Origin of the sequence: Agrobacterium sp. ST15.16.055 (genome assembly GCF_027956555.1) — a bacterium.
GTDB lineage: Bacteria > Pseudomonadota > Alphaproteobacteria > Rhizobiales > Rhizobiaceae > Agrobacterium > Agrobacterium salinitolerans.
Genome location: NZ_JAQKGN010000006.1, coordinates 60,265 through 84,530, shown reverse-complemented (window position 1 = coordinate 84,530; position 24,266 = coordinate 60,265). Strand labels below are relative to the sequence as shown.

25 protein-coding genes are annotated in these 24,266 nt (G+C 59.6%); 13 read left to right on the top strand and 12 right to left on the bottom strand.

Going from position 1 to position 24,266, the window contains the following annotated elements; translation table 11 throughout:
• The first annotated feature begins 1 nt into the window (after position 1).
• Entirely contained in the window at positions 2-247 is a 246-nt protein-coding gene (locus PL599_RS11555) for a DUF982 domain-containing protein (protein WP_003523370.1), read from the top strand.
• 24 nt (positions 248-271) lie between these two features.
• Here the strand turns inward: PL599_RS11555 and PL599_RS11550 are convergent, their stop codons facing one another.
• Both PL599_RS11550 and wrbA read right to left on the bottom strand, forming a co-directional pair.
• Entirely contained in the window at positions 272-502 is a 231-nt protein-coding gene (locus tag PL599_RS11550; protein WP_269825135.1) for a hypothetical protein, read from the bottom strand.
• Between the two features lie 257 nt (positions 503-759).
• Positions 760-1,359, bottom strand: coding sequence for an NAD(P)H:quinone oxidoreductase type IV (gene wrbA / locus PL599_RS11545; protein ID WP_003509751.1), 600 nt, complete (start codon positions 1,357-1,359; stop codon positions 760-762).
• A gap of 278 nt (positions 1,360-1,637) precedes the next feature.
• Between wrbA and PL599_RS11540 the strand changes: the two genes are divergently transcribed.
• The 6 genes from PL599_RS11540 to PL599_RS11515 all read left to right on the top strand — a co-directional run bounded on the left by PL599_RS11540 (position 1,638) and on the right by PL599_RS11515 (position 9,371).
• Positions 1,638-2,429, top strand: a complete 792-nt coding sequence (locus tag PL599_RS11540) for a competence/damage-inducible protein A (protein WP_269825168.1) — start codon at positions 1,638-1,640, stop codon at positions 2,427-2,429.
• Between the two features lie 102 nt (positions 2,430-2,531).
• Positions 2,532-3,377: a universal stress protein gene (locus PL599_RS11535; protein ID WP_137410492.1), complete on the top strand. Its 846-nt coding sequence runs from the start codon at positions 2,532-2,534 to the stop codon at positions 3,375-3,377.
• A gap of 291 nt (positions 3,378-3,668) precedes the next feature.
• Positions 3,669-4,166, top strand: a complete 498-nt coding sequence (gene gpt / locus PL599_RS11530; RefSeq protein WP_060724333.1) for a xanthine phosphoribosyltransferase — start codon at positions 3,669-3,671, stop codon at positions 4,164-4,166.
• Between the two features lie 665 nt (positions 4,167-4,831).
• Complete coding sequence (locus PL599_RS11525) at positions 4,832-8,650, top strand: vitamin B12-dependent ribonucleotide reductase (RefSeq protein ID WP_077982112.1); 3,819 nt, start codon at positions 4,832-4,834, stop codon at positions 8,648-8,650.
• 120 nt (positions 8,651-8,770) lie between these two features.
• Positions 8,771-9,049, top strand: coding sequence for a BrnT family toxin (locus tag PL599_RS11520; protein ID WP_137410494.1), 279 nt, complete (start codon positions 8,771-8,773; stop codon positions 9,047-9,049).
• The gene (locus tag PL599_RS11515) at positions 9,039-9,371 is read left to right on the top strand and encodes a helix-turn-helix domain-containing protein (protein ID WP_269825136.1); all 333 of its coding nucleotides are present in this window, start codon (positions 9,039-9,041) and stop codon (positions 9,369-9,371) included. The genes PL599_RS11520 and PL599_RS11515 overlap by 11 nt, the downstream gene beginning before the upstream one ends.
• A 6-nt stretch (positions 9,372-9,377) precedes the next feature.
• On the opposite strand, the gene PL599_RS11510 is transcribed toward PL599_RS11515, so the two are convergent.
• The gene (locus PL599_RS11510) at positions 9,378-10,703 is read right to left on the bottom strand and encodes an Nramp family divalent metal transporter (protein ID WP_269825137.1); all 1,326 of its coding nucleotides are present in this window, start codon (positions 10,701-10,703) and stop codon (positions 9,378-9,380) included.
• Between the two features lie 231 nt (positions 10,704-10,934).
• Between PL599_RS11510 and PL599_RS11505 the strand changes: the two genes are divergently transcribed.
• Positions 10,935-11,162: a hypothetical protein gene (locus PL599_RS11505; RefSeq protein WP_269825138.1), complete on the top strand. Its 228-nt coding sequence runs from the start codon at positions 10,935-10,937 to the stop codon at positions 11,160-11,162.
• Positions 11,163-11,185: 23 nt separating this feature from the next.
• Here PL599_RS11505 and PL599_RS11500 read toward each other — a convergent pair whose 3' ends face one another.
• Positions 11,186-12,919: an ABC transporter ATP-binding protein gene (locus PL599_RS11500; protein ID WP_077982107.1), complete on the bottom strand. Its 1,734-nt coding sequence runs from the start codon at positions 12,917-12,919 to the stop codon at positions 11,186-11,188.
• A gap of 228 nt (positions 12,920-13,147) precedes the next feature.
• Between PL599_RS11500 and PL599_RS11495 the strand changes: the two genes are divergently transcribed.
• Positions 13,148-14,386 (top strand): AI-2E family transporter, encoded by a 1,239-nt coding sequence (locus PL599_RS11495; RefSeq protein ID WP_077982106.1) that lies wholly within the window; start codon positions 13,148-13,150, stop codon positions 14,384-14,386.
• 71 nt (positions 14,387-14,457) lie between these two features.
• Here PL599_RS11495 and PL599_RS11490 read toward each other — a convergent pair whose 3' ends face one another.
• Positions 14,458-14,913: a GNAT family N-acetyltransferase gene (locus tag PL599_RS11490; protein WP_269825139.1), complete on the bottom strand. Its 456-nt coding sequence runs from the start codon at positions 14,911-14,913 to the stop codon at positions 14,458-14,460.
• A 106-nt stretch (positions 14,914-15,019) separates the two neighbouring features.
• Here PL599_RS11490 and PL599_RS11485 point away from each other — a divergent pair, with 106 nt between their 5' ends.
• Positions 15,020-15,439 (top strand): hypothetical protein, encoded by a 420-nt coding sequence (locus tag PL599_RS11485; protein ID WP_077982104.1) that lies wholly within the window; start codon positions 15,020-15,022, stop codon positions 15,437-15,439.
• Between the two features lie 174 nt (positions 15,440-15,613).
• Here the strand turns inward: PL599_RS11485 and PL599_RS11480 are convergent, their stop codons facing one another.
• From PL599_RS11480 to PL599_RS11470, 3 genes are all read right to left on the bottom strand, one after another.
• Positions 15,614-16,804 (bottom strand): DUF2336 domain-containing protein, encoded by a 1,191-nt coding sequence (locus tag PL599_RS11480; RefSeq protein ID WP_271359066.1) that lies wholly within the window; start codon positions 16,802-16,804, stop codon positions 15,614-15,616.
• Positions 16,805-16,879: 75 nt separating this feature from the next.
• Positions 16,880-17,491 (bottom strand): flavin reductase family protein, encoded by a 612-nt coding sequence (locus tag PL599_RS11475; RefSeq protein WP_269825140.1) that lies wholly within the window; start codon positions 17,489-17,491, stop codon positions 16,880-16,882.
• Positions 17,491-18,072, bottom strand: a complete 582-nt coding sequence (locus tag PL599_RS11470; RefSeq protein ID WP_269825141.1) for a nitroreductase family protein — start codon at positions 18,070-18,072, stop codon at positions 17,491-17,493. Before PL599_RS11470 ends, PL599_RS11475 begins: the two co-directional genes overlap by 1 nt.
• A 111-nt stretch (positions 18,073-18,183) precedes the next feature.
• Between PL599_RS11470 and PL599_RS11465 the strand changes: the two genes are divergently transcribed.
• Positions 18,184-19,164, top strand: coding sequence for a hypothetical protein (locus tag PL599_RS11465; RefSeq protein WP_137410500.1), 981 nt, complete (start codon positions 18,184-18,186; stop codon positions 19,162-19,164).
• A gap of 207 nt (positions 19,165-19,371) precedes the next feature.
• Here PL599_RS11465 and thrS read toward each other — a convergent pair whose 3' ends face one another.
• From thrS to PL599_RS11445, 4 genes are all read right to left on the bottom strand, one after another.
• Complete coding sequence (gene thrS / locus PL599_RS11460) at positions 19,372-21,375, bottom strand: threonine--tRNA ligase (RefSeq protein ID WP_077982099.1); 2,004 nt, start codon at positions 21,373-21,375, stop codon at positions 19,372-19,374.
• Between the two features lie 126 nt (positions 21,376-21,501).
• Positions 21,502-22,026, bottom strand: a complete 525-nt coding sequence (locus PL599_RS11455) for a DUF1697 domain-containing protein (RefSeq protein WP_269825142.1) — start codon at positions 22,024-22,026, stop codon at positions 21,502-21,504.
• A complete protein-coding gene (gene yidD / locus PL599_RS11450) occupies positions 22,023-22,382 on the bottom strand; it encodes a membrane protein insertion efficiency factor YidD (RefSeq protein WP_269825143.1) in 360 nt (119 codons plus the stop codon). The genes PL599_RS11455 and yidD overlap by 4 nt, the downstream gene beginning before the upstream one ends.
• Before the next feature lie 3 nt (positions 22,383-22,385).
• Positions 22,386-22,832 (bottom strand): iron-sulfur cluster assembly scaffold protein, encoded by a 447-nt coding sequence (locus PL599_RS11445; protein ID WP_269825144.1) that lies wholly within the window; start codon positions 22,830-22,832, stop codon positions 22,386-22,388.
• Positions 22,833-23,115: 283 nt separating this feature from the next.
• Between PL599_RS11445 and folE the strand changes: the two genes are divergently transcribed.
• On the top strand, positions 23,116-23,742 hold the full coding sequence (folE, locus tag PL599_RS11440; RefSeq protein WP_003495569.1) for a GTP cyclohydrolase I FolE: 627 nt from the start codon (positions 23,116-23,118) through the stop codon (positions 23,740-23,742).
• Between the two features lie 26 nt (positions 23,743-23,768).
• Positions 23,769-24,221 (top strand): phosphoribosyl-AMP cyclohydrolase, encoded by a 453-nt coding sequence (gene hisI, locus PL599_RS11435; RefSeq protein ID WP_077982096.1) that lies wholly within the window; start codon positions 23,769-23,771, stop codon positions 24,219-24,221.
• Positions 24,222-24,266 lie beyond the last annotated feature (45 nt).

Here is a 24,266-nt window from a genome sequence, read left to right as displayed (position 1 = left end):
GATGAATACGCGCTGGCAGAAACCCGTCCTGATCGCGTTCGAAACGCCGGGCGATTACACGAGCATCGACACCACGCAGGCCGCCTCCTGGGCGCTGATCGAGGACTGGCCGATAGAAGACGGCGATGCGCTGGACAAGGCGCTGCTGATCTGCGCCGCCGTCGATGCAGGCCGGAAAAAGCCCGAGGATGCGCGCAAGGCCTTCATCGCAGCCGCAATCGAAGCGGGCCTCGATATCAAGGCCTGACGTCGAAATAACTGGGGCCGCAGACTATAAATGCCGCCAGCAGCGCTGCGTTTTCAAAAAGACAGGTTCGATGGATCGCAACAGATGGAAGCTTCCGGAAATATGAAAAAAGCCCTGTTCATTTTTCTCCTCTCCTGCCTGGCGATCGGCCTTCTCGGCCACCTCGTGGTCGCTTTCGTCGTCACTGGCTGAAGCGTGAAAACGCCCTCCGTCGGACGGCGGAGAGGCTGGATTTGAGAATTTGCTGAATTTCATTCTTTCGTTATGGAACCGCGATAAACTTTGCCCGTTCTCTTTTCACTCGACAGGAGGAGGGTTGGAATGCGTGACGGATTGAACGGTTTTCTGGAAATCTCGATGATCGGCTTCGTGGTCGCAAGCTGCCTTTTCATGGTCAACCCACCGATTTGAGCGACCTCAAAAATCTGTCTCCGACAGAACCGGCGACTTGACGTTCCGGCATAAAAAATGCGGCCTTTTGGGCCGCATTTCTGTTTCAACACATCATCCCATCAGGCAGAAAGCTTGGCCGCCAGCTTGGCGACATGGGCACCCTGATAACGAGCGGCTTCCAGCTCGATTTCGGAAGGCTGGCGCGAACCGTCGCCATCGGTGATGGTGGAGGCGCCATAGGGCGAACCGCCCTTGATTTCATCGACGCCCATCTGGCCCTGGAAAGCATAGGGCAGGCCGACAACGGCCATGCCGTGATGCAGGAAGGTGGGGATAAAGCCGAGAATGGTGGATTCCTGGCCACCATGCTGGGTGGCGGACGACGTGAAGGCCGAGCCGACCTTGCCGACCAGCTTGCCACTGAACCACAGGCCGCCTGTCTGGTCCCAGAAATTGCGCATCTGCGAGGCGACCGTGCCAAAACGTGTGCCGGCGCCGACGATGATGGCGTCGTAATCCGCCAGTTCGTCCACCGTCGCCACCGGGGCCGGCTGATCCAGCTTGAAATGGGAGGACTTTGCAACTTCTTCCGGAACGAGTTCGGGAACGCGCTTCACCACGGCTTCCGCGCCGGTGGACTTCACGCCCTCGGCAACCGCATAAGCCATTTTCTCGATATGGCCGTAAGAGGAGTAATAAAGTACCAGAACCTTCGTCATTCTCTTCGTTTCCTTTGCTGGAACTGTTTCCGGCGTACCGGCGACAAGCTTCTTTAAAAACTCGATGATCATCGGCTTTGACCTGTAAAAAGCGTATGACAAAAAGGTAGCGGACGGATCGGTCTGCCGCCAGCCGGGGATTGGCATACGCACTGTTCACGATGAGTGAACGCTGCGAGTCATCGTCAACCAATCCCCCTTCTGCGTTTCTTCAAAACCGCTTTGCATTCGCGCTGGCGCGGCGTTAACGTCGGGTGAAACAGATGACGAGTGCAACCATGTCCAATCCCTCCTCCGCTCAATCCGTCGTGACCGCCGCCATGCTCGCCATTGGCGACGAACTGCTTTCGGGCCGCACCAAAGACAAGAATATCGGCCACCTCGCGGATGTCCTCACCATGTCCGGCATCGACCTGAAGGAAGTACGCATCGTCTCCGACGAGGAGGAAGCGATCGTGGAAGCACTGAACGCACTGCGCAGCCGCTATGATTATGTTTTCACCTCGGGCGGCATCGGCCCGACCCATGACGACATCACGGCAGATGCGGTCTCTGCGGCGTTCGGCCTGCCCTGCGAACACGATTCCGAGGCGCTGCGCATGCTGGGTGATATGTATCGCGTCCGCGAGATGGAGTTCACCGAGGCGAGGAAGCGCATGGCGCGCATGCCGAGAGGTGCGGCCCATATCGCCAATCCCGTTTCCGTCGCTCCCGGCTTTGTCATCGGCAATGTCTATGTCATGGCCGGCGTGCCGCAGGTGTTTCAGGCCATGCTGGACAATGTCATGCCGACGCTGCGCACCGGCGCCAAAGTCATGTCACAGGCGGTGCGCTCGCCCTATGGCGAAGGCGATATCGGCACGCCGCTGACGGCCATCCAGAAGGCCCATCCCGAAACCAGCATCGGCTCCTATCCGAAATATGACGGGCAGCGCTTCTCAACCGAAATCGTCGTGCGCGCCCGCGACGCTGGCGTATTGAAGGCAGCAGCAGACGCGGTTGCCGCCATGATCGAAGCGATCGGCCAGGAAAAACAGCTGGCCGCAAGCAAGGGCGATGCAACCGCCTGAGGGAGAAATTTCAAAGGCGTCGAGTTGACCAAAATCAAGGTGGCCATCGGCAAAGACGGCCATTCTGCGCACAGCAACCAGATGTCACCGAGGAGAGAGAAAATGGGTTACAAGACGATATTGGCAGTGGTCGACAATGTTTCGAACACACAGAAGCTCGGCGAATTCGTGGTGAGCCTTGCCGACCAGTTTTCCTCGCATGTGATCGGCCTTCACATGGAAACGCTGGCGGCCGTTCCGCTGGTCGCGCCGATGGAAATTCCCGACCCCGCCACCGTGCAGGCGCTGCAGGACGTGGCGCACAAGGAAACCACCGATGTCGGCGCGCTTTTCGAGCGCACGCTGTCGGCCAACGGCATCTCGCATGAATGGCGCAGCTTCGTCACCTCGGTCGGTTACGCTTCCGCCTCCGCCATCGACAGCGCACGCTGCGCCGACCTCATTATCGCGCGCCAGAGCAGTTCCTCGGCGCTATCGGACAGCCGCTCGGATATTGACGGTTTCCTTTATGAAAGCGGCCGCCCCGTTCTCCTCGTGCCGCATGTGCTGACCGTTGCCAAACCGATCAAGCGCGTCCTGATTGCCTGGAACGGCTCGCGCGAGGCGACCCGCGCCACCTTCGACGCCCTGCCCTTCCTCAAAGCGGCCGACAGCGTCGAAATTTTCTCCGTTGATCAGGCGGAAAGCGAAACGCAGTCATCAGGCCTTGCCGGTACGGAACTAGCCGCCACGCTTGCCCGCCACGGTGTCAACGTCACGGTCACCTCGCAGGAAAAGATCGCCGGCATCTCACCGCAGGCGGCTATCGAAAACCGTCTATCGGATAACAGCATCGACCTTCTGGTCATGGGTGCCTACGGCCATTCCCGCTGGTGGGAACTGCTGTTTGGCGGCGTCACCCGTACACTGCTCGATTCCATGACGGCGATGACGCTGCTGTCGCGTTGAAAATGGATGGGGCGCGGATACCCCCTCAACATCCGACATGAAGCGGGCGATTGCCGCTTGTTTCTTCTCCCCGCCGGGGAGAAGTCCGCGGCAGCGGGATGAGGGGGCAAGCCCTCCGCATATCTCTACCGTTGCCCCCTCATCCGGCCCTTCGGGCCACCTTCTCCCCCGTGGGGAGAAGAACCAAGCCGCAATCTCCCGCACTCACCTTTTTGCGGAACTCTTGCCTTTTTGCCGGTCTTGCGGCTATTAGCCAAAGCCATCGACAATTTTGACCAGATGGTAGACGACATGTCCCTTCCCGATAAAGCCTTTCCCGTTTCCTGGGACCAGTTCCACCGCGACGCCCGTGCGCTTGCCTGGCGTCTTGCCGGTCTCGACAAAGAGTTCCGGGCAATCGTCTGCATCACCCGCGGCGGCCTCGTTCCGGCGGCGATCATTTCGCGCGAGCTCAACATCCGCATGATCGACACGGTCTGCATCGCCACCCGTCATGACTATGTCAACCAGGGCGACACGGTTCTCTTGAAGGGCGTGGCCCCCGAGCTGACGAGCGACGCCGGCGAAGGCGTGCTTGTTGTCGACGATCTGACCGACACCGGCAAGACGGCGCTAGAAGTGCGCGAAATGTTGCCGAAGGCGCATTTTGCCTGCGTTTACGCCAAGCCGAAGGGCGTGCCGACCATTGACACTTTCGTCACTGAAGTGAGCCAGGACACCTGGATTTATTTTCCCTGGGACATGGGCTTCACCTATCAGGAGCCGATCGCCAAGGGATCGCGCGGCTGATTGCTGCCGTCATTCAAAATCGCACGTGAAAAGCCGCCCCTTCGTGGGCGGTTTTTTGTGGAGAAATGTCTTTTTTGAAAGCTGCGGAAAACACGGAAAAACCGCAGTGTCGCCATTATGCCTCACCCCGGAAATGCAGGGTTTTGCCTTTCCGTTGCGGAAACCAGCCTCGCGCAAGCTTCAAACCTTCCCGCCAAGTCACTGATTTTTCTACTAGCTTTTCCTATCCCCGTTTTCCACAGGCACTCCACACAATATCTTGTGGTTAAAAATGGGTTTCAATCTATGGCTTGACGAATCTGTGCCGCGAGAGGAAAGTGACACTTATGTTGCGGCGGCAACGGACCGGAAAGTAACGAGGCCGGTTCTTCTCCATCTTCAGCGCGCATGTCCAAACGGCGTCCCGGCCATGAAGGGGCGGCTCGCCGGTGGTTTTTCTGCGCCTTGTGGAACCGCCAAAAACATGAGGCGGGGACTGGCAGCAAGAATGTGTTAATACTATATATAGTAGGCTTGCAGCCATCTTAAACACGAGATACAGGGATGACATCCAAGGATGAGCATCCCTATTAGATCGGCAAAACCCGGCTGCGCGAAGGCATCGCACGGCTGGAACGGATTTTTGCGCCCTTCACCGGGCGCCCAATGGACGAGGACACAAACCCATGCGCATTGAACGCCGCTTCACGAAGCCCGGCCAATCGCCTTATGCGGAGATCGACTTCCGCAAGGCCGTCAGTGAAATCAAGAACCCGGATGGATCCATCGTGTTCCGTCTGGCGGACATCGACGTTCCCGCGCAGTTCAGCCAGGTTGCGACCGACGTTCTGGCGCAGAAATATTTCCGCAAGGCCGGCGTTCCGAAGTTTCTCAAGAAGGTCGAGGAAAACGACGTTCCTTCCTTCCTGTGGCGCTCCGTTGCCGATGAGAAGGCGCTGAAGGACGTGCCGGAAGCCGAACGTTTCGGCTCCGAGACCGATGCGCGCCAGGTTTTCGACCGTCTGGCCGGCACCTGGGCCTATTGGGGCTGGAAGGGCAAATATTTCTCGTCCGAAGAAGATGCCCTAGCCTTCCGCGACGAGCTTGCCTATATGCTCGCAACCCAGCGTGTTGCCCCGAACTCCCCACAATGGTTCAACACCGGCCTGCACTGGGCATATGGTATCGATGGCCCCGGCCAGGGCCACTTCTATGTCGACCCCTTCACGGGCAAGCTGACCAAGTCCAAATCCGCTTACGAACATCCGCAGCCGCATGCCTGCTTCATCCAGTCCGTTGAGGACGACCTCGTTAATGAAGGCGGCATCATGGACCTGTGGGTGCGTGAAGCGCGCCTGTTCAAATACGGCTCCGGCACCGGCTCCAACTTCTCCTATCTGCGCGGCGAAGGCGAAAAGCTTTCCGGCGGCGGCAAATCCTCCGGCCTGATGAGCTTTCTCAAGATCGGCGACCGCGCAGCCGGCGCCATCAAGTCCGGCGGCACGACCCGTCGTGCGGCCAAGATGGTGGTCGTTGATGCCGACCATCCCGATATCGAAGCCTATATCGACTGGAAGGTGAACGAGGAGCAGAAGGTTGCCGCTCTCGTCACCGGTTCCAAGATCGTCGCCAAGCACCTGAAGGCGATCATGAAGGCCTGCGTCAACTGCGAGGCCGACAATGGCGATTGCTTCGACCCGGCCAAAAACCCTGCCCTGAAGCGCGAAATCCGCGCTGCCAAGAAGGACATGGTGCCGGAAAACTACGTCAAGCGCGTCATTCAGTTCGCCGAGCAGGGTTACAAGGACATCCAGTTCAAGACCTATGACACGGACTGGGATTCGGAAGCCTACCTCACGGTATCAGGCCAGAACTCCAACAACTCCGTCTCGCTGAAGGACGACTTCCTGCGCGCTGTCGAAAATGACGGTGACTGGAACCTGACCGCCCGCAAGGACGGCAAGGTCATGAAGACGCTGAAGGCCCGCGACCTCTGGGAAAAGATTTCCCACGCCGCCTGGGCGTCCGCCGATCCGGGCCTGCACTTCAACACCACCATGAACGACTGGCACACCTCGCCGGCCGAAGGCCCGATCCGCGCTTCCAATCCGTGCTCGGAATACATGTTCCTCGACGACACGGCCTGCAATCTTGCCTCGCTGAACCTGCTGCAGTTCAAGGATGCCAAGACGAAGCGCATCGACATCGCCGATTACGAACACGCCGTCCGCCTGTGGACCGTCGTTCTCGAAGTCTCGGTCATGATGGCGCAGTTCCCGTCGCGCCAGATTGCCGAACGCTCCTATGAATACCGGACGCTCGGCCTCGGTTACGCCAATATCGGCGGTCTCTTGATGTCCTCCGGCATTCCCTATGACAGCGACGAAGGCCGCGCCATCGCCGGTGCACTGACCGCCATCATGACCGGCGTTTCCTACGCAACCTCGGCTGAAATGGCCGGCGAGCTTGGCCCGTTCCCGAGCTTTGCGCCGAACCGCGACAACATGCTGCGCGTCATCCGCAACCACCGCCGCGCCGCCCATGGCCTGTCGGATGGTTATGAGGGCCTGTCCGTCAACCCGGTCGCGCTTATCCATGCCGATTGCACGGATCAGGACCTGATCACCCATGCGACAGCCGCCTGGGACAAGGCGCTGGAACTTGGCGAAAAGCACGGTTACCGCAACGCCCAGACGACCGTTATCGCACCGACAGGCACGATCGGCCTCGTCATGGATTGCGACACGACCGGTATCGAGCCGGACTTCGCGCTGGTAAAATTCAAGAAGCTCGCCGGTGGCGGTTACTTCAAGATCATCAACCGGGCTGTTCCGGAGGCGCTGCGTTCGCTCGGTTATTCCGAAAGCCAGATCGCCGAGATCGAAGCCTATGCCGTCGGCCATGGCAATCTCAACCAGGCGCCGGCCATCAACCCCTCGACGCTGAAGGCCAAGGGCTTCACCGATGAGAAGATCGAAGCCGTCAACGGCGCGCTGAAGAGCGCCTTCGACATCAAATTCGTCTTCAACCAGTGGACGCTCGGCGCCGACTTCCTCAAGGAAACGCTGAAGGTTTCCGACGAGCAGCTCTCCGACATGAGCTTCAACCTGCTCGAGCACCTCGGCTTCGGCAAAAAGGACATCGAAGCGGCGAACGTGCACGTCTGCGGCGCGATGACGCTGGAAGGCGCACCGTTCCTCAAGAACGAGCACCTGCCCGTCTTCGATTGCGCCAACCCCTGCGGCAAGATCGGCAAACGTTACCTCTCGGTCGAATCGCATATCCGCATGATGGCGGCGGCTCAGCCCTTCATCTCCGGCGCGATCTCCAAGACGATCAATATGCCGAACGATGCGACGGTGGAAGATTGCGGCGCAGCCTACATGCTGTCCTGGAAGCTGGCGCTGAAGGCCAACGCCCTTTACCGCGATGGCTCCAAGCTTTCCCAGCCGCTCAATGCTTCGCTGGTGGAAGACGAGGACGAAGAAGACCTGATCGAAGAGCTGATCCAGCAGCCCGCCGCACAGCAGGCCGTGACGATCACCGAAAAGATCGTCGAACGGGTCATCGAGCGTGTCTCGCGCGAGCGTGAAAAGCTGCCGAACCGCCGTCAGGGTTACACCCAGAAGGCAACTGTGGGCGGTCACAAGGTCTATCTGCGCACCGGCGAATTCGGTGACGGCCGCATCGGCGAAATCTTCATCGACATGCACAAGGAAGGCGCGGCCTTCCGTGCGATGATGAACAACTTCGCCATCGCCATTTCGCTCGGCCTGCAATATGGCGTGCCGCTGGAAGAATATGTGGAGGCATTCACCTTCACCAAGTTCGAACCGGCCGGCATGGTGCAGGGCAACGACGCGATCAAGAACGCCACCTCGATCCTCGACTACGTGTTCCGCGAACTCGCCGTCTCCTATCTCGGCCGTCACGACCTCGCTCATGTCGATACGTCTGACTTCTCCAATACCGCACTCGGCAAGGGCATCCAGGAAGGCAAGACCAACCTGCTCTCCACCGGCTGGACACGCGGTTACAAGCCGACGCTGGTTTCCAGCAACGAGGGCGAACGCGCCGCCTCCGAACCCAAGGGTTCGGCAACGGCAACCCCTGCCCGCGCCTCGGCCAACGTCACCTCCTTTGCCGGCTCTGCCGCCCGCAAGCTGGAACCGACGGTCTCCATCGCAACCTCCGAAATCGTCTCCTTCAAGCGGGACTATGAAGAGCGCGCCAAGGAACTGGCCGAAGAAATCGCCGAAGAGGTGATCGACGAGGTCGTCCAGGAAGCCCAGCAGACCGCCACCGCCCTCTTCTCCGACAAGGCCGCCGCAGACGCAGCGTCAGCCAAGACGGAAGCCAAGAAGGTCGAAAACGAACGCCGCATGCGCTCGATTGCACAGGGCTACACGGGCAACATGTGCTCGGAATGCCAGAACTTCACGATGGTGCGGAACGGCACTTGCGAGAAGTGCGATACTTGTGGTGCGACGAGCGGTTGCAGCTAAGCATTTGGCTTAGGCTCCACCAAAAAAAATGAGTAGTCTTGAGGGCTCTTTCAGATATGAAAGAGCCCTTATTGTTTTGATGTTTTATTTATTGCAGCTACTGGAAACCCGTAGTTCAGAATGTTATATTTCGAATGGAATTCAGATAAGGCGTCAGCCAATCTCGCCAAGCATGGCGTCAGTTTTGAAACGGCCCGTGGAGTTTTTGACGATCCCTTTGCGGTAGATGTCGAAGATCGTTCGGCCAATTACGGTGAAGTCCGACGGCGTATAGTGGGATTGGGCAATGGATTGTTTCTGACCGTGATCTATACCGAACGAAGCGAAGTGATCCGTATCATCTCCGCACGAAAGGCGACACGCGCAGAGTGCAAGGAATATGACGACAATGGCTGGTAAAATCGATCAAACAGACTGGGCTCGTCTTCACGTCATGACCGACGAAGAGGCGGAGGCCAATGCGCTGGCCGACCCTGATAACGCGCCGCTTTCCGCCGAACAGCTTGCCGCGGCTCCCAGAATGCCACGCATAAAGATCATTCGCCGGGCGCTGAAGCTGACACAGGAAGAATTCTCTGCGCGCTATCATATTCCGCTCGGCACCCTTCGCGATTGGGAACAGGGCCGAAGCGAGCCGGATCAACCGGCCCGCGCCTATCTGAAAGTCATCGCCGTTGACCCCGAGGGAACGGCAGCCGCGCTCCGAAAGGGCGCGGCTTGACCCGCCTCACCCCATAAAATCCACCAGCAGCTTCACATTCAGCGCCGCAATCACCAGTGCGATCAACCATGCAATGGCCGAGAGCCAGAGTGGCGAGCGCAACTCGCCCATCTTCGTCCGGTCGGCGGTGAACATCACAAGCGGGAAGACGGCAAAGGAGAGCTGCAGGCTGAGCACCACCTGCGTCAGGATCAGCAACTGGCCCGTGCCGCTGTCACCATAAAAGATGGTGACAGCGGCGGCAGGAACGATGGCGATGGCGCGGGTGATGAGGCGGCGCAGCCAGGGGGCGAGCCGCATCTTGAGGAAACCCTCCATCACGATCTGGCCCGCAAGCGTTGCCGTGACGGTGGAATTGATGCCGCAGCACAAAAGCGCCACGCCGAACAGCGTCGGCGCAATGGCAAGGCCGAGCAGCGGTGCGAGCAGATTATGCGCCTCTCCAAGTTCGGCGACATTCGTCTGCCCCGCCTTGTTGAAGGTCGCCGCCGCGAGAATGAGGATCGCGGCATTGATGACGAGAGCGAATGTCAGCGCGATGGTGGAATCGAGCGTGGCGAATTTCAACGCCTCGCGTTTCTGCGCAATTGTTTTGCCGATTTCGCGGGTCTGCACGATGCCGGAATGCAGGTAGAGATTATGCGGCATGACAGTCGCGCCGAGAATGCCGAGCGCCAGATAGAGCATGTCCGGGTTGGTCACGATGTCGGTCGTCGGCGCAAAACCGCGGATCACCTGGCCCCAGTCTGGATCGGCCAGCGCCAGCTGGATGGCGAAACACACGGCGATGACGCCAAGCAGCGTGATGACAAGCGCTTCCACCCAGCGGAAGCCAAGCCTTTGCAGGTAAAGGATCAGGAAGACATCGAGCGCGGTGATGAGGACGCCCAGCTCCAGCGGAATGCCGAAAATCAGGTTGAGGCCGATCGCCGTACCGATGACCTCAGCGATATCGGTCGCGATGATGGCGATTTCGGCCAGCAGCCACAGCACCATCGCCACAGGTTTCGGATAGGCATCGCGACAGGCCTGCGCCAGATCGCGCCCGGAACCAATCGCAAGACGCGCACAGAGCGACTGAAGGACAACGGCCATGATGTTCGACATCAGCGCCACCGTCAGCAGCGTATAGCCGAACTTCGAACCACCGGCGAGCGACGTCGCCCAGTTTCCGGGATCCATATAACCGACGGCAACGAGATAGCCGGGGCCGAAAAAGGCCATGGCGCGCCGAAACGTCCCGGCATTCGGTTTGATGCGGATCGAGGAGTGAACGTCGGACAACGAGAGATCGTCGCCGTTCCGTCGCCATCCAAAGACAGGCTTGTCCATCTTATGCGCTTTCAAATGGGAGAATAAATTGATGCAATTGCAAATCATTCGCATAAGCGGCAGCGACTGGCAAGGGGCATTTTGCGGCCGGATATCGGCACACGACGCCGCAGGCGCGTGTCGGGCTTGCGCCTCACAGCCTTGTCATCTGCATGCCCTGTGGATTTCGGAACAGCTGCGCACCCGCCTGCGTTGGTCTTTGAGGAAGCACTCCAACACCGGGGGAAATTTATGCGACAGGGCCACAAATTCAGTCTGGTGAACCATCCAAGCCAGTGGCCGAAATATATTATGGCGAATAGGAAACCACGCGACTGGATGATGACGATCAGCGGAATCGTGCTGCTGTTCATTGTCGCCGCCGCGGTTGCCATGGGTTATCTCGTCACAAGCCACCCCGGCAAGCCGGAGCCAAACCCCGGCATCGTGGAGGAGCAGGCGGCAGAGAACGGCGGGTAAGCGGCGGCGCAACCGCACCGGACTCAGCTGAGGCCAGCAAGATGCCCGCTGAACTGCGCCTCATGCAGACGGCTATAATGGCCCTTGGCAGCCAAGAGTTCGGCATGCGCCCCGGTTTCGGCAATACCGCTCTGGTCCACCACCACGATGCGCGACGCATCGCGGATCGTTGCCAGCCGGTGGGCGATGACGAGGGTGGTGCGGCCCTTGGCAAGCTCCGTCAGCGATTGCTGGATGGCACGCTCTGTTTCGGTATCGAGCGCCGAGGTCGCCTCATCAAGAATGAGGATCGGTGGGTTTTTCAGGAACATGCGGGCAATGGCAAGACGCTGCTTCTGCCCACCGGACAGTTTGACGCCGCGTTCGCCGATAACGGTGTCAAGCCCGAGCGACATGGCCTCGATGACACCATCAAGACGGGCGCGCCGCGCCGCCTCCATGATCTCCGCATCCGAAGCGCCAAGCCGTCCATATTCGATATTCTCGCGGATCGTACCGCCGAACAGGAAAACATCCTGCTGCACGATGCCGATCTGGTTGCGCAGCGAGGCGAGCTTCATCTTTCTGATATCGATGCCGTCAATGGTGATCGCACCGCTCGTCACATCGTAAAAGCGCGGCAAAAGCGAGCACAGCGTCGTCTTGCCCGCCCCCGAAGGACCGACGAAGGCAACAGTCTCGCCGGCGCTGATCTTCAGGTCGATATTGGTAAGAACCGTCTTGCCCTCGGCATAACCGAAACCGACATGGCGATATTCGATATCGCCGCGCAGCAAGGGCGCTTCCACCGCATCGGGCGCATCGACGATATCGGGCGCGGTGTCCAGAAGTTCGGTAAAGCGGCGGAAACCGGCAATGCCCTTCGGATAGGTCTCGATGACCGAATTGATCTTTTCCACCGGCCGGAAAAACACGCCCACCAGCAGCAGGAAGCCGACGAAGCCGCCTTCCGTGAGATCACCCGTCAGCACGAACCATGCACCGCAGATCATCACGATCATCTGCGTCAGGCGCATGCTCATATAGCTTAGCGAAGTGCTGGCCGCCATGATCTTGTAGGCGTCGAGCTTGGTGCGACGGTATTTCTGATTGTCCTTCTCGAACAGCGTCCGCTCGTGATCCTCATTGGCGAAGGCCTGCACCACCCGCATGCCGCCGACATTTTCCTCGATACGGGCATTGAAATCCCCAACACGGCCGTAAAGCGCGCGAAAATTCTGCGTCATGCGGCCGCCGTAACGGCTGGTCACCCAGGCGGTAACGGGCACGACGGCGGCGGTGATGAGCGCCAGCGGCACATTCACTGACAGCATCAAAAGGAACGCGCCAATGAAGGTCATGATGGCGATGAAAAGGTCTTCGGGGCCGTGGTGGGCCACCTCGCCGATCTCTTCCAGGTCCTTGGTCAGCCGCCCGACCAGATGGCCGGTCTTCTGGTTGTCGAAATAACGGAAGGAAAGCTTCTGCAGATGATCGAAAGCCAGCCGCCGCATGTCGGTCTCGATATTGATGCCGAGCATGTGTCCCCAGTAGGTGACGGTCGCCATCAGCCCGGTATTCAGCACATAAATAAGCAGCAGCCCGACCGAAGCGGCAAGGATGATGGCCCATTCACCGCCCGGCAGCAGCACATCCACAAAGGCCTTCACCGCCATCGGAAAACCGAGTTCGAGCACGCCCGACAAAACCGCGCAGGAAAAATCGAGAATGAACAGACCGCGATAGGGGCGATAATAGGCGAAGAAACGGCGGAGCATGGCATGACCTGACGATCGGGCGCGGCGACGTGATGCCGCAGAAAAACGGAGTTTAATTGTCATATTTCAATGCGCGCGCCAAGACCGATGTTCTATTTTTACCAAAATCGTTCAATAGGTTCGGCAATAAACACACAACGGTAATGTGATCGGGTTATATTGCACTTATATGTATCGGTGTGACAGAGTGAATGCACCCTTCGGGGAGAATGCGAGAAAGAGCCTGCCGTGAGTAACATTGACAGCCGTAAGCCCAGTGGCGAACCGAGATGGCTCGGTCCTGCCAGCCCGACGCGGATCGCCCTGATCCCGCCCATCTCGGCTGCGCGCTGGCTTCTCGTTCTCGTCGCTCTTGCCGGCATTTATTTCTTCCATGGCTTCCTCGTTCCCGTTCTCGCCGCTCTCGTCATCGGTTTCGCCAGCTGGCCGGTTTACACCCGGCTTCTGCGGCAGGTGGGCGGCAACACCACGCTCGGCGCCACCATCGCCATCATCCTCATCCTCGCCTTCCTCGTCGTGCCGATCTTCATCGCCGCCTCCTATACGGCAAGCGAGATCCGCGAATGGTTCGGCTGGGCGGTGCATGTCAACAAGACGGGTGCGCCCGTGCCGGGCTGGATCGCCGCCCTTCCCGCCGTCGGCCCCTGGCTTGGCGAACAATGGGTGAAATATATCGGCACGCCGGGCGCCATCGGCGAACTCATCCAGCTCGTCAGCGGCGCGAATATCGGCAATATCTATCGGGCGATCCTCGCCGCTGGCAACGGCGCGTTTCATCTGGTTCTGACCCTGCTGTTCATGCTGATCGCGCTGTTCTTCGTCTACCGCAACGGCGCAGGCTTCACCCGGCAGGTCGATCTGGTGGGCGAACGCATCCTGCCGACGCGGTGGGAACGCATTTCCCGCGTCGTGCCAGCCACCATCAGCTCCACGGTCACCGGCATGACGCTGATCGCCATCGGCGAAGGCATCATCCTCGGCATCGCCTACTGGATCGCCGGCGTCCCCTCACCCGTCACGCTCGGCGTGCTCACCGGCGTCATGGCGCTCATTCCGGGCGGTGCGCCGCTCTCGTTTACGCTGGTTTCGATCTATCTGGTCGCCAGCGGCTCGCCCGCCCATGGGCTGGCGCTGTTCGTCTGGGGTTCGGTGGAACTCTTCATCGTCGACAAGACCATCCGCCCGAAACTCGTCGGCGGCCCGATCAAGCTGCCCTTCCTGCCCACCTTTTTCGGCCTCGTCGGCGGCGTCAAGACCATGGGCTTCCTCGGCCTCTTCATCGGCCCGGTGCTGATGGCGCTTCTGGTGGCAATCTGGCGCGAATGGGTGCGCGAGGTGGAACTGTCCGCCGCCGCGATCCCCGAGGCTCCGCCACCGCCGCCGACAGAGGACGATTCGGTTGATGAGGTTGCCGCGCTCGAAGAGGATAGCGAGCAAACGACCGCGTTTCGGAAAGCGGCGTTTTGATCGTTGAAGTCTGCGGCAGGCGCCTCCGTGATTAGATCGCGGCAGGGTCTCGGCAAACTGGCGCCGTCGTCTTAAAGCGCCTTCTCCATGAACAGGCTGAGCGGATCCGGCTTATAAGGCGCAAAGGCCTCGATCTCCACGAACCCCGCCTTGCGGTAAAGACCGATCGCCTCCGGCTGGCTGATGCCGGTCTCGAGGCGAATGGCGGAAAGGCCAAGCTCGGCGCCGCGCGCAAGAAGTGTATCCATGATCAGCTTGCCGATCCGCAATCCCCGCGCCTCGGGATCGACGAACATGCGCTTGATCTCCGCCGTGCCGTCACCCGCTTCCACCAGCGCGCCACAGCCGACCACGCGGCCATCGTGCCGCGCCACGAAAAACGAAACATTGTCCTGCTCAAGCTGGCCGATATCGACCAGATGATTGCTTTCGGCGGGATAAAGCGAGGCCATATAGGCGTTGGAAAGGTCGATGAGGCGCAGAACCGCATCCTGCCTCGGTGTTTCAAGCTTGATTTCGGTGGCCAATGCGATGCCTGCCTTCTCTGTAAAAATGCGTATTTCGTCGTAATGTCACTGCAATCGGGATAGATGAGTTTCTAGAGCATAATTCCCGACAGAGGCAACACACCCCATGAAAACAGCCCTCGTTCTCATGACCTTCCTTGGCTGCGACGACAGCGCCACCGATTGCCATTACCTCGCCACCTCGCAGCAGCGCTGGACGAGCATCGAACTGTGCGACGCCGTGTCGGAAAAGGAGCTGGAGCGTTACGCCAACGCGCCCTACCCTGTCGTGGTAGCCGTGTGCCAGACACCGGGCGAACAGGCGCCGCAGACGGCCGGTACGCAACCTCCAGCCACTGCGCCGGCCACTGCGCCGCAGGCAACGGCAGCGGTTACGCCGAAGGAGGAGGAAAGCCTCACAAAACAGGCAATCAGCCGTGTCAGCCGTATCCTGCCTTCCACGGAAGGCATAAAGCATCTCCTGGGCACGCCGGTGAGGATGGTTGAGAACAGCTATTCGTGGATCGCAAAGCGGTTCGATAAGTGATTGCTAGGAACCGATCTTCCCTCATTCTTGTGCTTGTCACAGGAATCTAGCCAGCCCAAGTCCTTAGGGCTTAGAGCGAGCCTTTTCGCCGCGCAGACGCGCGTCGGCTGAATTCCTGTGACAAGCACAGGAATGAGAGTGTGGGGATTCTCCTGCCCGGAAACATCACGAATCTCACGCCGTCTCGAGCGAAAGCGCTTCCGCGTAATACCGCGCCTTTTGCCGCTCTTCCGCAATGGCAAGTTTGCGCACGGCATGCAGCAATTCGAACAGCGTTTCGGAACCGTTGACGTCGCGGAAATGCGCCAGCAGTTCCGCCGAGACTGAGGCCGCCACATCGGCAAGCTGCGATCGGGCAGCGCGGCGCCACAGCAGCGTCGCCTCGATAAAGACGTCGACAACATCGCCGAAAAGACCGACCGACTGGAATAGCGCCTTCAACGCATGCGGCCGCCCGGTCGCCAGAATGGCGCGCACCTTGCGGTCATCGAGACCGGAGAGATTGACCATGGCCGCCGTGAAGAATTCCAGGCGTCCCGAACAGACGGCATGGATGAGCAGCGCGGGCGTCAGCTCCAGCCGCTGGCGCAGATGCTCCACCAGCGCCGGCAGCTCCGGCGAGGAAACGTTTGATGCGATAAGGATGGTGGCGGAATCTTCCGCCTCGCGGAAAACGCTGTCGGCGCGGTTTCGCGCGATCATCGCGTGAACGAGCGCGGAGCCTGCGAGAGCTTCGCTGATGCGGCCCACCAACAGGTGACGCGCATCGGCGGGCAGCGCCTCGCGGCGAAGCAGGAGGTCGCGAATATCGGCGTCCGAGCCATGACGCTCGGCGATGCGCCTGAGCGAAAACGGCGTGATAAAGGCATCGTCGTTTTCGAGCAGGATGATGGTTTCCGGCAGTTCGCCCACTTCGGCAAGCGCTGCGCAAACACCGCGCGGCAGGCCGGGCCGTGCCGCAATGAGCGCGCGCGTCAGGCTTTCGCCGCGCCCGGCCAGATCAACCAGGTCGGCCTCACCGAGAACCGGTGAACGGGCAATGACGGTGCAGGCGATTTCCGGCTGGTCTTCGGCGAGTGAAACGAGAATAGCGCGCGGTGCGTCATGGGCGTCGGCAAGCGCTTCGGCAAGCGCCAGCCGCACACGCGGCGAAGGATCGTCAAGCAGATAGGTCATCGCCATATAGGCGGCATCGCGGTTCTCGCGCGCCATGTCGGACTGAAGATAGGCACGGCCGAGCGCATTGGCGGCCTTCGCCCGCTCGGTCGATCCAGCCTTTTCAGACCAGCGAAGAAATGCCTGTACGATCACCTGAGCCTCGAAAACATTCGCAACAATGGATGACGGCATCATCGCCGCCACCATGTATAAAACTCTAGGCGCAAATGGTTTACGTTTGGTTCACCATAAAAATTAACCGCCGCCGAAGAAGGGCTATATTTACGGCGCGGTAGAGGGGCGCTGCAGCTGGAATACATCGCTGCCGCCATCGCAGTAATCCATATAGCCCATTCGTGCCACGGGTCGCGACAGCCCCATATCGATGCGGCCGTCGCGAATGATCGTTTCATCGATATGGATCGCCATGACCTGCCCGATCACCATCCACGAATCCGCTGGCTGGCCATCGACGTCCGTAAGCTGCTGTATCTGGGTCACGCGGCACTCCAGAACCGCCAGCGCCTCGCCGACGAAAGGCGCATCCACCACCCGCCCGTCGACGGCGGTGAGACCGGCAAGGGCGAATTCGTCGACATCATAACCGACGGGCGCCGAAGACGCATTCATCCGGTCCACCAGATGGCGGCTGACGAGATTGGCGGTGAAGACGCCGGTTTCCTCGACGTTGCGCAGGCTGTCCTTCCTGCCGCTGGAGGAGAACATCACAAGCTTTGGCCGGTCCGAAATCGCATTGAAGAAGGAATAGGGCGAGAGGTTGAGAGAACCGTCCCTACCCTTCGAGCCGATCCAGCCGATCGGACGCGGCGCGACGATAGCCTTGAACGGATCATGCGGCAGGCCGTGCTGATTGGTGTCCGTGGTGTAGAACATCAAACTTCCCCGACCCAGGTGACGACATCGGCAAGCTCCGGCCGCGGCCGCTCCACCGGCGGGAATGTCGTCGAGCCGATATGAATGAACCCGGCCACTTTCTCTTCCACGCCGACCTCGATTTCCGTAAGAAATGCGGAATCGAAAGCAAGCCATTCGGTCAGCCAGTTCGCTGCAAAACCGCTGGCATTGGCGGCGAAGATGAGGTTGAGGCACACAGCACCGGCGGACATGACCTGCTCCCATTCCGGGATTTTGAAATGCGGCTTTGCGGTACTGATAACGGCGATAACGACGGGCGCGCGGGTGAAGCGCGTCCGTTCCGCTTCCTGCTGCTGCAGGTCCAGTTCCGGGTTCTTTTCAAGCGCGATCCTGAGCGCCGTCTCACCGAGACGCACGCGCTCCTCGCCGCGACAAACGACGAAACGCCAGGGGGCCAGCTTGCCATGGTCGGGCACACGCACGGCAAGACGCAGGATTTCCTCGATTTCAGTCTTAGAAGGCCCCGGCTCGGCAAGTTGCAGGGCCGGGGTGGAACGGCGAACCTTGAGATAGTCGAGGAGCTTGATATCACTGGTCATGATTAAAAATCTTCCATTCTGCTGTCATCGCAAAAACATTGGGCCTTGAAATAGCCACGGCATTGGTTTTGAAGTGATCCGGGAAAATCAAGAAGTCAATCGGTATCGAAAATGTCGGCAATCAAAATCGCGGCACGTCTGACCATTGCATGTGCCGCGCTTGGCCTTTTATCACAAGCCGCTTTTTCGCAGGACGCCTTCAAAGACTTCAAGCAGCTCGGCGGCACGCCGAAAATGCCGAAGCTCAATGCTTTCACCGCCCCAACGGCACCCAACGCCCCGGAAAGCGCCGCCCGTGACATCGCCATGGAAGCCAAGCTGACCAGCGAAGGCGAAGCGGTGAAGGAAGGCCTGTCATGGCGCGTATTCAGCCCCATTCCCGGCGCTGACGGCAAATTGCCGATGCTGGCAAGCTCGGAAGGCGGCTCCGCCGAATTTCATCTGGTGCCGGGCGAATATTTGGTCAACGTCGCCTTCGGGCGCGCGGGCGTCACCAAAAAGCTCAATGTCCCGACTTCAGGCAACGTGCAGAAACAGGTGCTGATTCTCGATGCCGGCGGCTTCGTACTGAATGCGGTTGCGGGTTCCGACAAGCAGATTTCCGGCAACCAGCTCAAATTTTCCGTCTATTCCTCAGACGTCCGCTCCGACGGCGAACGCGGCCTCGTCATGGCCGATATCAAGCCCAATACCATCGTGCGGCTGAACGCCGGGACCTATCACGTGGTTTCGGAATACGGCAATGTCAACGCGGTGGTGCGCGCCGACATCCAGGTGGAAGCCGGCAAGCTGACGGAAGCGACCCTGCAGCATCAGGCCGCGCAGATCACCCTCAAGCTGGTCTCAGAACCGGGCGGCGAAGCCATTGCCGATACGGCTTGGTCGGTGTTGAACGGCGGCGGCGACGTTGTCAACGAAAGTGTCAGCGCCTTTTCGACCATGGTTCTTGCCGAAGGCGAATATACCGCCATCGCCCGCAACAAGGACAAGGTCTACCAGCGCAATTTCAAGGTGACCTCCGGCCGGGATTCGGACGTGGAAGTGCTGATGAAAGACCAGGCGCCGGAAGAGATGTCCGGGGATTTTGAGTAGCCGACATTGCACATTCATCGTCTCGTCGGAGGCGAGATTGTAAGGAACGACCCACCACCCTCCACGTCATCCTCGGGCTTGACCCGAGGATCCTTTCCCGCGCCAGACCGTGGATCCTCGGGTCAAGCCCGAGGATGACTTCAGAGAGCTTTAAGCGTCCCTTACCCCGCAAACAAAAACGGCCCCCGAAGAGGCCGTCGTTATTTGTCAAGCAACCTGCTTCTTCGCCGCAAGCTTGCGCTTTATATCCGGCGGCGTCGCCTCGTCCACGAGGCTGGTGATCGCCTCCTCGAGCGACATCGACGTCTGGTTCTGCGAACCGAGACGACGGATGTTGACGGTGCGCTCTTCCGCTTCCTTGCGGCCGCAAACGATGATGACCGGAACCTTGGTCACCGAATGCTCGCGGACCTTGTAATTGATCTTCTCGTTGCGGAAATCGGTCTCGACCGCCATGCCCGCTTCGCGCAGCGCTTCGGCGACTTCGCGGCCGTAATCATCGGCATCCGAGGTGATCGTCGCGACCACCACCTGCAGCGGGGCGAACCACAAGGGCATGTGACCGGCGAAGTTCTCGATCAGAATGCCGAGGAAACGCTCCATCGAACCGCAGATGGCGCGATGGATCATGACAGGCTGCGTCTTCTCCGAGTTCTGGTCGATATAGAAGGCACCAAAACGTTCAGGCAGATTGAAGTCCACCTGCGTCGTGCCGCACTGCCACTCACGGCCGATGGCGTCCTTCAGCGTATATTCGAACTTCGGCCCGTAGAATGCGCCCTCGCCCGGCAGGATGCCGGTCTTGATGCGGCCTTCGGACTGTTCCTCGATGGTCTTCAGAACCTCCATCATCACGCTTTCGGCGCGATCCCAGAGATCGTCGGAACCGACGCGCTTTTCAGGACGCGTGGAGAGCTTGACGACAACTTCGCTGAAGCCGAAATCCTCGTAGACCGAGAGGATCAGATCGTTGATGCGCAGGCATTCCGCCGCCATCTGCTCTTCCGTGCAGAAGACATGCGCATCGTCCTGCGTAAAGCCGCGAACGCGCATCAGGCCATGCAGGGCGCCGGAAGCCTCGTAGCGATGCACATTACCAAATTCCGCAAGGCGGACGGGCATTTCGCGGTAAGACTTCAAGCCATGTTTGAAGATCTGCACGTGACCCGGGCAGTTCATCGGCTTGAGCGCAAAGACACGCTGGTCGGCTTCCTCGTCATCGGGATGGGTGAAGGCATGGGCGGATTTCACCGCGAACATGTTTTCCTGATACCAGCCCCAGTGACCTGAAGTCTCCCACAGCGACTTGTCCAGAATCTGCGGCGCGTTGACTTCCTGATAGGTGTTGGCAAGCCGCCGGCGCATATACGCCGTCAGCGTCTGGAACATGCGCCAGCCCTTGCCGTGCCAGAACACGACGCCCGGACCCTCTTCCTGGAAATGGAACAGGTCCATTTCGCGACCAAGGCGGCGATGGTCGCGCTTTTCGGCTTCGGCCAGAACATGCAGGTAATTGTCCAGCTCTTCCTGCGTTGCCCAGGCGGTGCCATAGATGCGCGACAGCATCGCATTATTGCTGTCGCCGCGCCAATAGGCGCCGGCCACCTTCATCAGCTTGAAGGCCGTGCCAATCTGTCCCGTGGAGGCCATATGCGGACCGCGGCAAAGATCGAACCAGTCACCCTGATAGTAGATCTTCAGGTCCTGGCCTTCGGGAATGGCGTCGACCAGTTCGACCTTGTAGTTTTCGCCCTTGGCGGCAAAGACTTCCTTCGCCTTTTCGCGCGACCAGACCTCGCGGGTAAACGGCTTGTTGCGCTGAATGATCTCCTTCATTCGCTTTTCGATCTTCGGCAGATCTTCCGGCGTGAAAGGCTCGTTCTTGGCAAAGTCGTAATAAAAGCCGTTCTCGATAACAGGGCCGATCGTCACCTGCGTGCCGGGCCACAGTTCCTGCACGGCCTCGGCCATGACGTGGGCGGCATCGTGGCGGATAAGCTCCAGCGCGCGCTTGTCGTCGCGCGTGACGATCTCGATTTTGCCATCGGTGATGGTCTCGGACAAATCGCGCACGGTGCCATCAAGCGCAATGGCGACGGCCTTCTTGGCAAGCGATTTGGAGATGGATTCGGCGACCTCACGGCCGGTCGTACCGGCGGGGTAGCTGCGCACGGATCCATCGGGAAATGTAAGGGAAATGGCTTCAGACATCGTCTCGTGCTCCTGTCCAGTCCCGCCAACGAATGCGGGTGGTGTTGGAATAATGATTTGCCCGCAACAGGCGGGCACGCAGGCTGATAAAGGCTTTTGCCATTGCAGTCAAAGGTGAAGGGTGCTTCAGCGAAGCATTTCCGCAAGGCCTTTGACCGTATTGGCGTTGCGGGTCGTGCCGACACCAAGCCTTTTGGTGGTCAGGACAGGCAACAGCCGGCTCTCGCTCGGTTTGCCGCAAAAATCGATCCATAGATCGCCACCGGCAAGCGTGATCTTCTCCCTGCCCCGATATTTCTCCAGCAATTCGAGGACGCGGTGGTCCAACGGCGCCCGCATGACCCTCACGCAGACATCCGGCGGATTGCCTTGCGGAAACGGATTATCCGCCGCCAGTTTCAGCCAGTCGTCGCCCGCGCGAACGAGAATATCGACATGTTTGCCGAAACGCTTTTCGAAGGCGCGCTCCAGCCTGTCCTCGATCTCGCGAACAGGTGCCGCTTCAGTGCGAAAAACCAGATTTCCGGTCGCGACAAGCGTCTTGCAGTCGGTAAACCCCAGCTGTTCCGCCAATGCCCTGAGATCGGCCATGATGAGCCGCTTGCCGGGGCCGAGCACGATACTGTGCAGCAGGGCCACATAGTCATTCATCGATGCAGGCTCCAGTAACGCCACGGCGCCCACCAGCGCCGCGTGCTGCCGAGCGTTTCCGGCACCGGGTCCAGCCCGCTGGTGCCGCCCGGGCCGCAGCGCGCCACGCGAAACAGCGTCATCCACCCGCCGGCCCACAGCCCGTGGCGGGCAATCGCCTCATAGCCATATTCGGAACAGGTGGGAATGTGGCGACAGGAGTTGCCGACAAAGCCCGATAGCGTGAGCTGATAAAGCCTGATGAAGCCGACGCCGAAAAGCCGTCCCGGTGTCTTCGCAAAGCTGCCCGCCCAATTGCGGGATCGCCCGGCTTTCACCGCTGTCTGCTCATGCCGGCAGCCCGGTTCGCCGCACATCGGCTAACCCGCGACGTTGAGAGCCGGCCGGCCTTCGATCTGGTCGAGCGCATCGACCACCGCCTCGAAGGTCAGCATGGTGGAGGCGTGGCGGGCCTTGAAATCCCGGACGGGCAAAAGCACCCGCATGTCCTCAAAACGACCCGTCGGCCCCTCACCGTCCTGTTTCAGCATGGCGAGCATGTCTTTCCGCGCCTGCCGGATTTCGCCGCTGGAAGCCCCGACAATGTGATGCGCCATGATGGAGGCCGAGGCCTGCCCCAGTGCACATGCACGGACTTCGTGCGAAAAAGCCGTCACTATGCCGTCTTCAACCTTCAGATAGACCTTGAGTTTAGAGCCGCATAGTCGCGAGTGTTTTTCAGCACTCGCATCGGCATCCTCGAGAATTCCCGTCAGTGGAATATTCCCGGCGAAGTCCAGAATGCGATTATTGTAGATATCGTCCATCGTCAGGTGCCCGGCGCGCTCAAGAATGCCCAAAAATAGGACAGGTCAGATTTTTCAAACACAGCGTTTGTCGCAGTGAAGCTTTCCTGCCCTTCATTCTCATTATATGCTAACGAGCTTTCTGGACATCAAGCCGTGATGAAATTAACGGCTCCGATACCGAAATAACAGCACCGGTCTTGCCAAAATGCTGTAAAACAACCAGATAGCAGCAACTGCGAACATGAGTTCGCGATGAAAAACGAATTCAGGTGCGGCCTTTACCCGCATCGGGAGAGACGGAATGGATGCGATCGTGAAGAATTTCCCCGGCGCTGGCGCAAAACCCGACGTGGCAGAAGCTCGCCCAAGCCAGGCCGAAGCGGAAGAAGCAGTGCGCGTTCTTTTGCGCTGGGCAGGAGAAAATCCCGCCCGCGAAGGACTTCTGGATACGCCGAAGCGTGTCGCCAAGGCCTATCGCGAACTTTTTGCCGGTTATGAGCTGAACGTTCAGGACGTGCTTGGCACGACCTTCGAGGAAGTTGGCGGTTATGACGATGTGGTGCTGGTGCGCGACATCCCCTTCTTCTCCCATTGCGAGCACCATATGGTGCCGATCGTCGGTAAGGCGCATGTCGCCTATCTTCCGGCCGGTCGCGTGCTCGGCCTGTCGAAGATCGCCCGTGTCGTCGAAATCTTCGGCCGCCGCCTGCAGACGCAGGAAAACATGACCGCGCAGATCGCAAGATCGATCGAAGAAACGCTGAAGCCGCGCGGTGTGGCCGTGATGATCGACGCCGAACATATGTGCATGTCCATGCGCGGCGTCAACAAGCAGGGGTCCACGACGCTGACCACCAGCTTCACCGGCACGTTCAAGAACGATCCGGCCGAGCAGGTGCGCTTCATGACCATGGTGCGGAACCGCTAATCGTTCCGCCATTTTCCGGGGTTACCATGTCCATTCCCTTTCCATCCGCGCCTGCGGACAAGGAAGTGCTCGAAAACGCAGGCCTGTTCTCGCCGAAATTCGATGCTCACGGCCTCGTTACCGCCGTGGTCACCGATGCGCGTGACGGCGAATTGCTGATGGTTGCCCATATGAACGCCGAAGCTTTGTCGCTGACGCTCGAAACCGGCATCGCCCATTACTACAGCCGCTCGCGCGACAAAATCTGGAAGAAGGGCGAGACCTCCGGCAACCTGCAGACGGTGAAGGAATTCCGCACCGATTGCGATCAGGACGCCGTGTGGCTGAAGGTCTCCGTCGCCGGCCATGACGCGACCTGCCACACCGGCCGCCGCTCCTGCTTTTATCGCAAAGTCGAACTCTCCGACGGCCAGGCGGTGACGAAGATCACCGACGATACCCGCCATTTCGATCCGGCGACCACCTATTCCGCAACTTGAACGGCTACCTTCCATCGGTCGCACCAATTTGCTACCAATATAGCG

What these genes read in the sequence shown, in the direction of transcription:
- PL599_RS11550 (WP_269825135.1), bottom strand. Translation starts at nt 502, where the DNA reads ATGAAATTCAGCAAATTCTCAAATCCAGCCTCTCCGCCGTCCGACGGA.
- PL599_RS11485 (WP_077982104.1), top strand. Translation starts at nt 15,020, where the DNA reads ATGAAAACAGCCCTCGTTCTCATGACCTTCCTTGGCTGCGACGACAGC.
- gpt (WP_060724333.1), top strand. Translation starts at nt 3,669, where the DNA reads ATGTCCCTTCCCGATAAAGCCTTTCCCGTTTCCTGGGACCAGTTCCAC.
- PL599_RS11470 (WP_269825141.1), bottom strand. Translation starts at nt 18,072, where the DNA reads ATGACCAGTGATATCAAGCTCCTCGACTATCTCAAGGTTCGCCGTTCC.
- PL599_RS11535 (WP_137410492.1), top strand. Translation starts at nt 2,532, where the DNA reads ATGGGTTACAAGACGATATTGGCAGTGGTCGACAATGTTTCGAACACA.
- folE (WP_003495569.1), top strand. Translation starts at nt 23,116, where the DNA reads ATGGATGCGATCGTGAAGAATTTCCCCGGCGCTGGCGCAAAACCCGAC.
- PL599_RS11465 (WP_137410500.1), top strand. Translation starts at nt 18,184, where the DNA reads ATGTCGGCAATCAAAATCGCGGCACGTCTGACCATTGCATGTGCCGCG.
- PL599_RS11520 (WP_137410494.1), top strand. Translation starts at nt 8,771, where the DNA reads ATGTTATATTTCGAATGGAATTCAGATAAGGCGTCAGCCAATCTCGCC.
- PL599_RS11510 (WP_269825137.1), bottom strand. Translation starts at nt 10,703, where the DNA reads ATGGACAAGCCTGTCTTTGGATGGCGACGGAACGGCGACGATCTCTCG.
- PL599_RS11480 (WP_271359066.1), bottom strand. Translation starts at nt 16,804, where the DNA reads ATGGTGGCGGCGATGATGCCGTCATCCATTGTTGCGAATGTTTTCGAG.
- PL599_RS11505 (WP_269825138.1), top strand. Translation starts at nt 10,935, where the DNA reads ATGCGACAGGGCCACAAATTCAGTCTGGTGAACCATCCAAGCCAGTGG.
- PL599_RS11475 (WP_269825140.1), bottom strand. Translation starts at nt 17,491, where the DNA reads ATGTTCTACACCACGGACACCAATCAGCACGGCCTGCCGCATGATCCG.
- PL599_RS11445 (WP_269825144.1), bottom strand. Translation starts at nt 22,832, where the DNA reads ATGGACGATATCTACAATAATCGCATTCTGGACTTCGCCGGGAATATT.
- PL599_RS11525 (WP_077982112.1), top strand. Translation starts at nt 4,832, where the DNA reads ATGCGCATTGAACGCCGCTTCACGAAGCCCGGCCAATCGCCTTATGCG.
- PL599_RS11455 (WP_269825142.1), bottom strand. Translation starts at nt 22,026, where the DNA reads ATGAATGACTATGTGGCCCTGCTGCACAGTATCGTGCTCGGCCCCGGC.
- PL599_RS11540 (WP_269825168.1), top strand. Translation starts at nt 1,638, where the DNA reads ATGTCCAATCCCTCCTCCGCTCAATCCGTCGTGACCGCCGCCATGCTC.
- yidD (WP_269825143.1), bottom strand. Translation starts at nt 22,382, where the DNA reads ATGTGCGGCGAACCGGGCTGCCGGCATGAGCAGACAGCGGTGAAAGCC.
- PL599_RS11555 (WP_003523370.1), top strand. Translation starts at nt 2, where the DNA reads ATGAATACGCGCTGGCAGAAACCCGTCCTGATCGCGTTCGAAACGCCG.
- hisI (WP_077982096.1), top strand. Translation starts at nt 23,769, where the DNA reads ATGTCCATTCCCTTTCCATCCGCGCCTGCGGACAAGGAAGTGCTCGAA.
- thrS (WP_077982099.1), bottom strand. Translation starts at nt 21,375, where the DNA reads ATGTCTGAAGCCATTTCCCTTACATTTCCCGATGGATCCGTGCGCAGC.
- wrbA (WP_003509751.1), bottom strand. Translation starts at nt 1,359, where the DNA reads ATGACGAAGGTTCTGGTACTTTATTACTCCTCTTACGGCCATATCGAG.
- PL599_RS11515 (WP_269825136.1), top strand. Translation starts at nt 9,039, where the DNA reads ATGGCTGGTAAAATCGATCAAACAGACTGGGCTCGTCTTCACGTCATG.
- PL599_RS11500 (WP_077982107.1), bottom strand. Translation starts at nt 12,919, where the DNA reads ATGCTCCGCCGTTTCTTCGCCTATTATCGCCCCTATCGCGGTCTGTTC.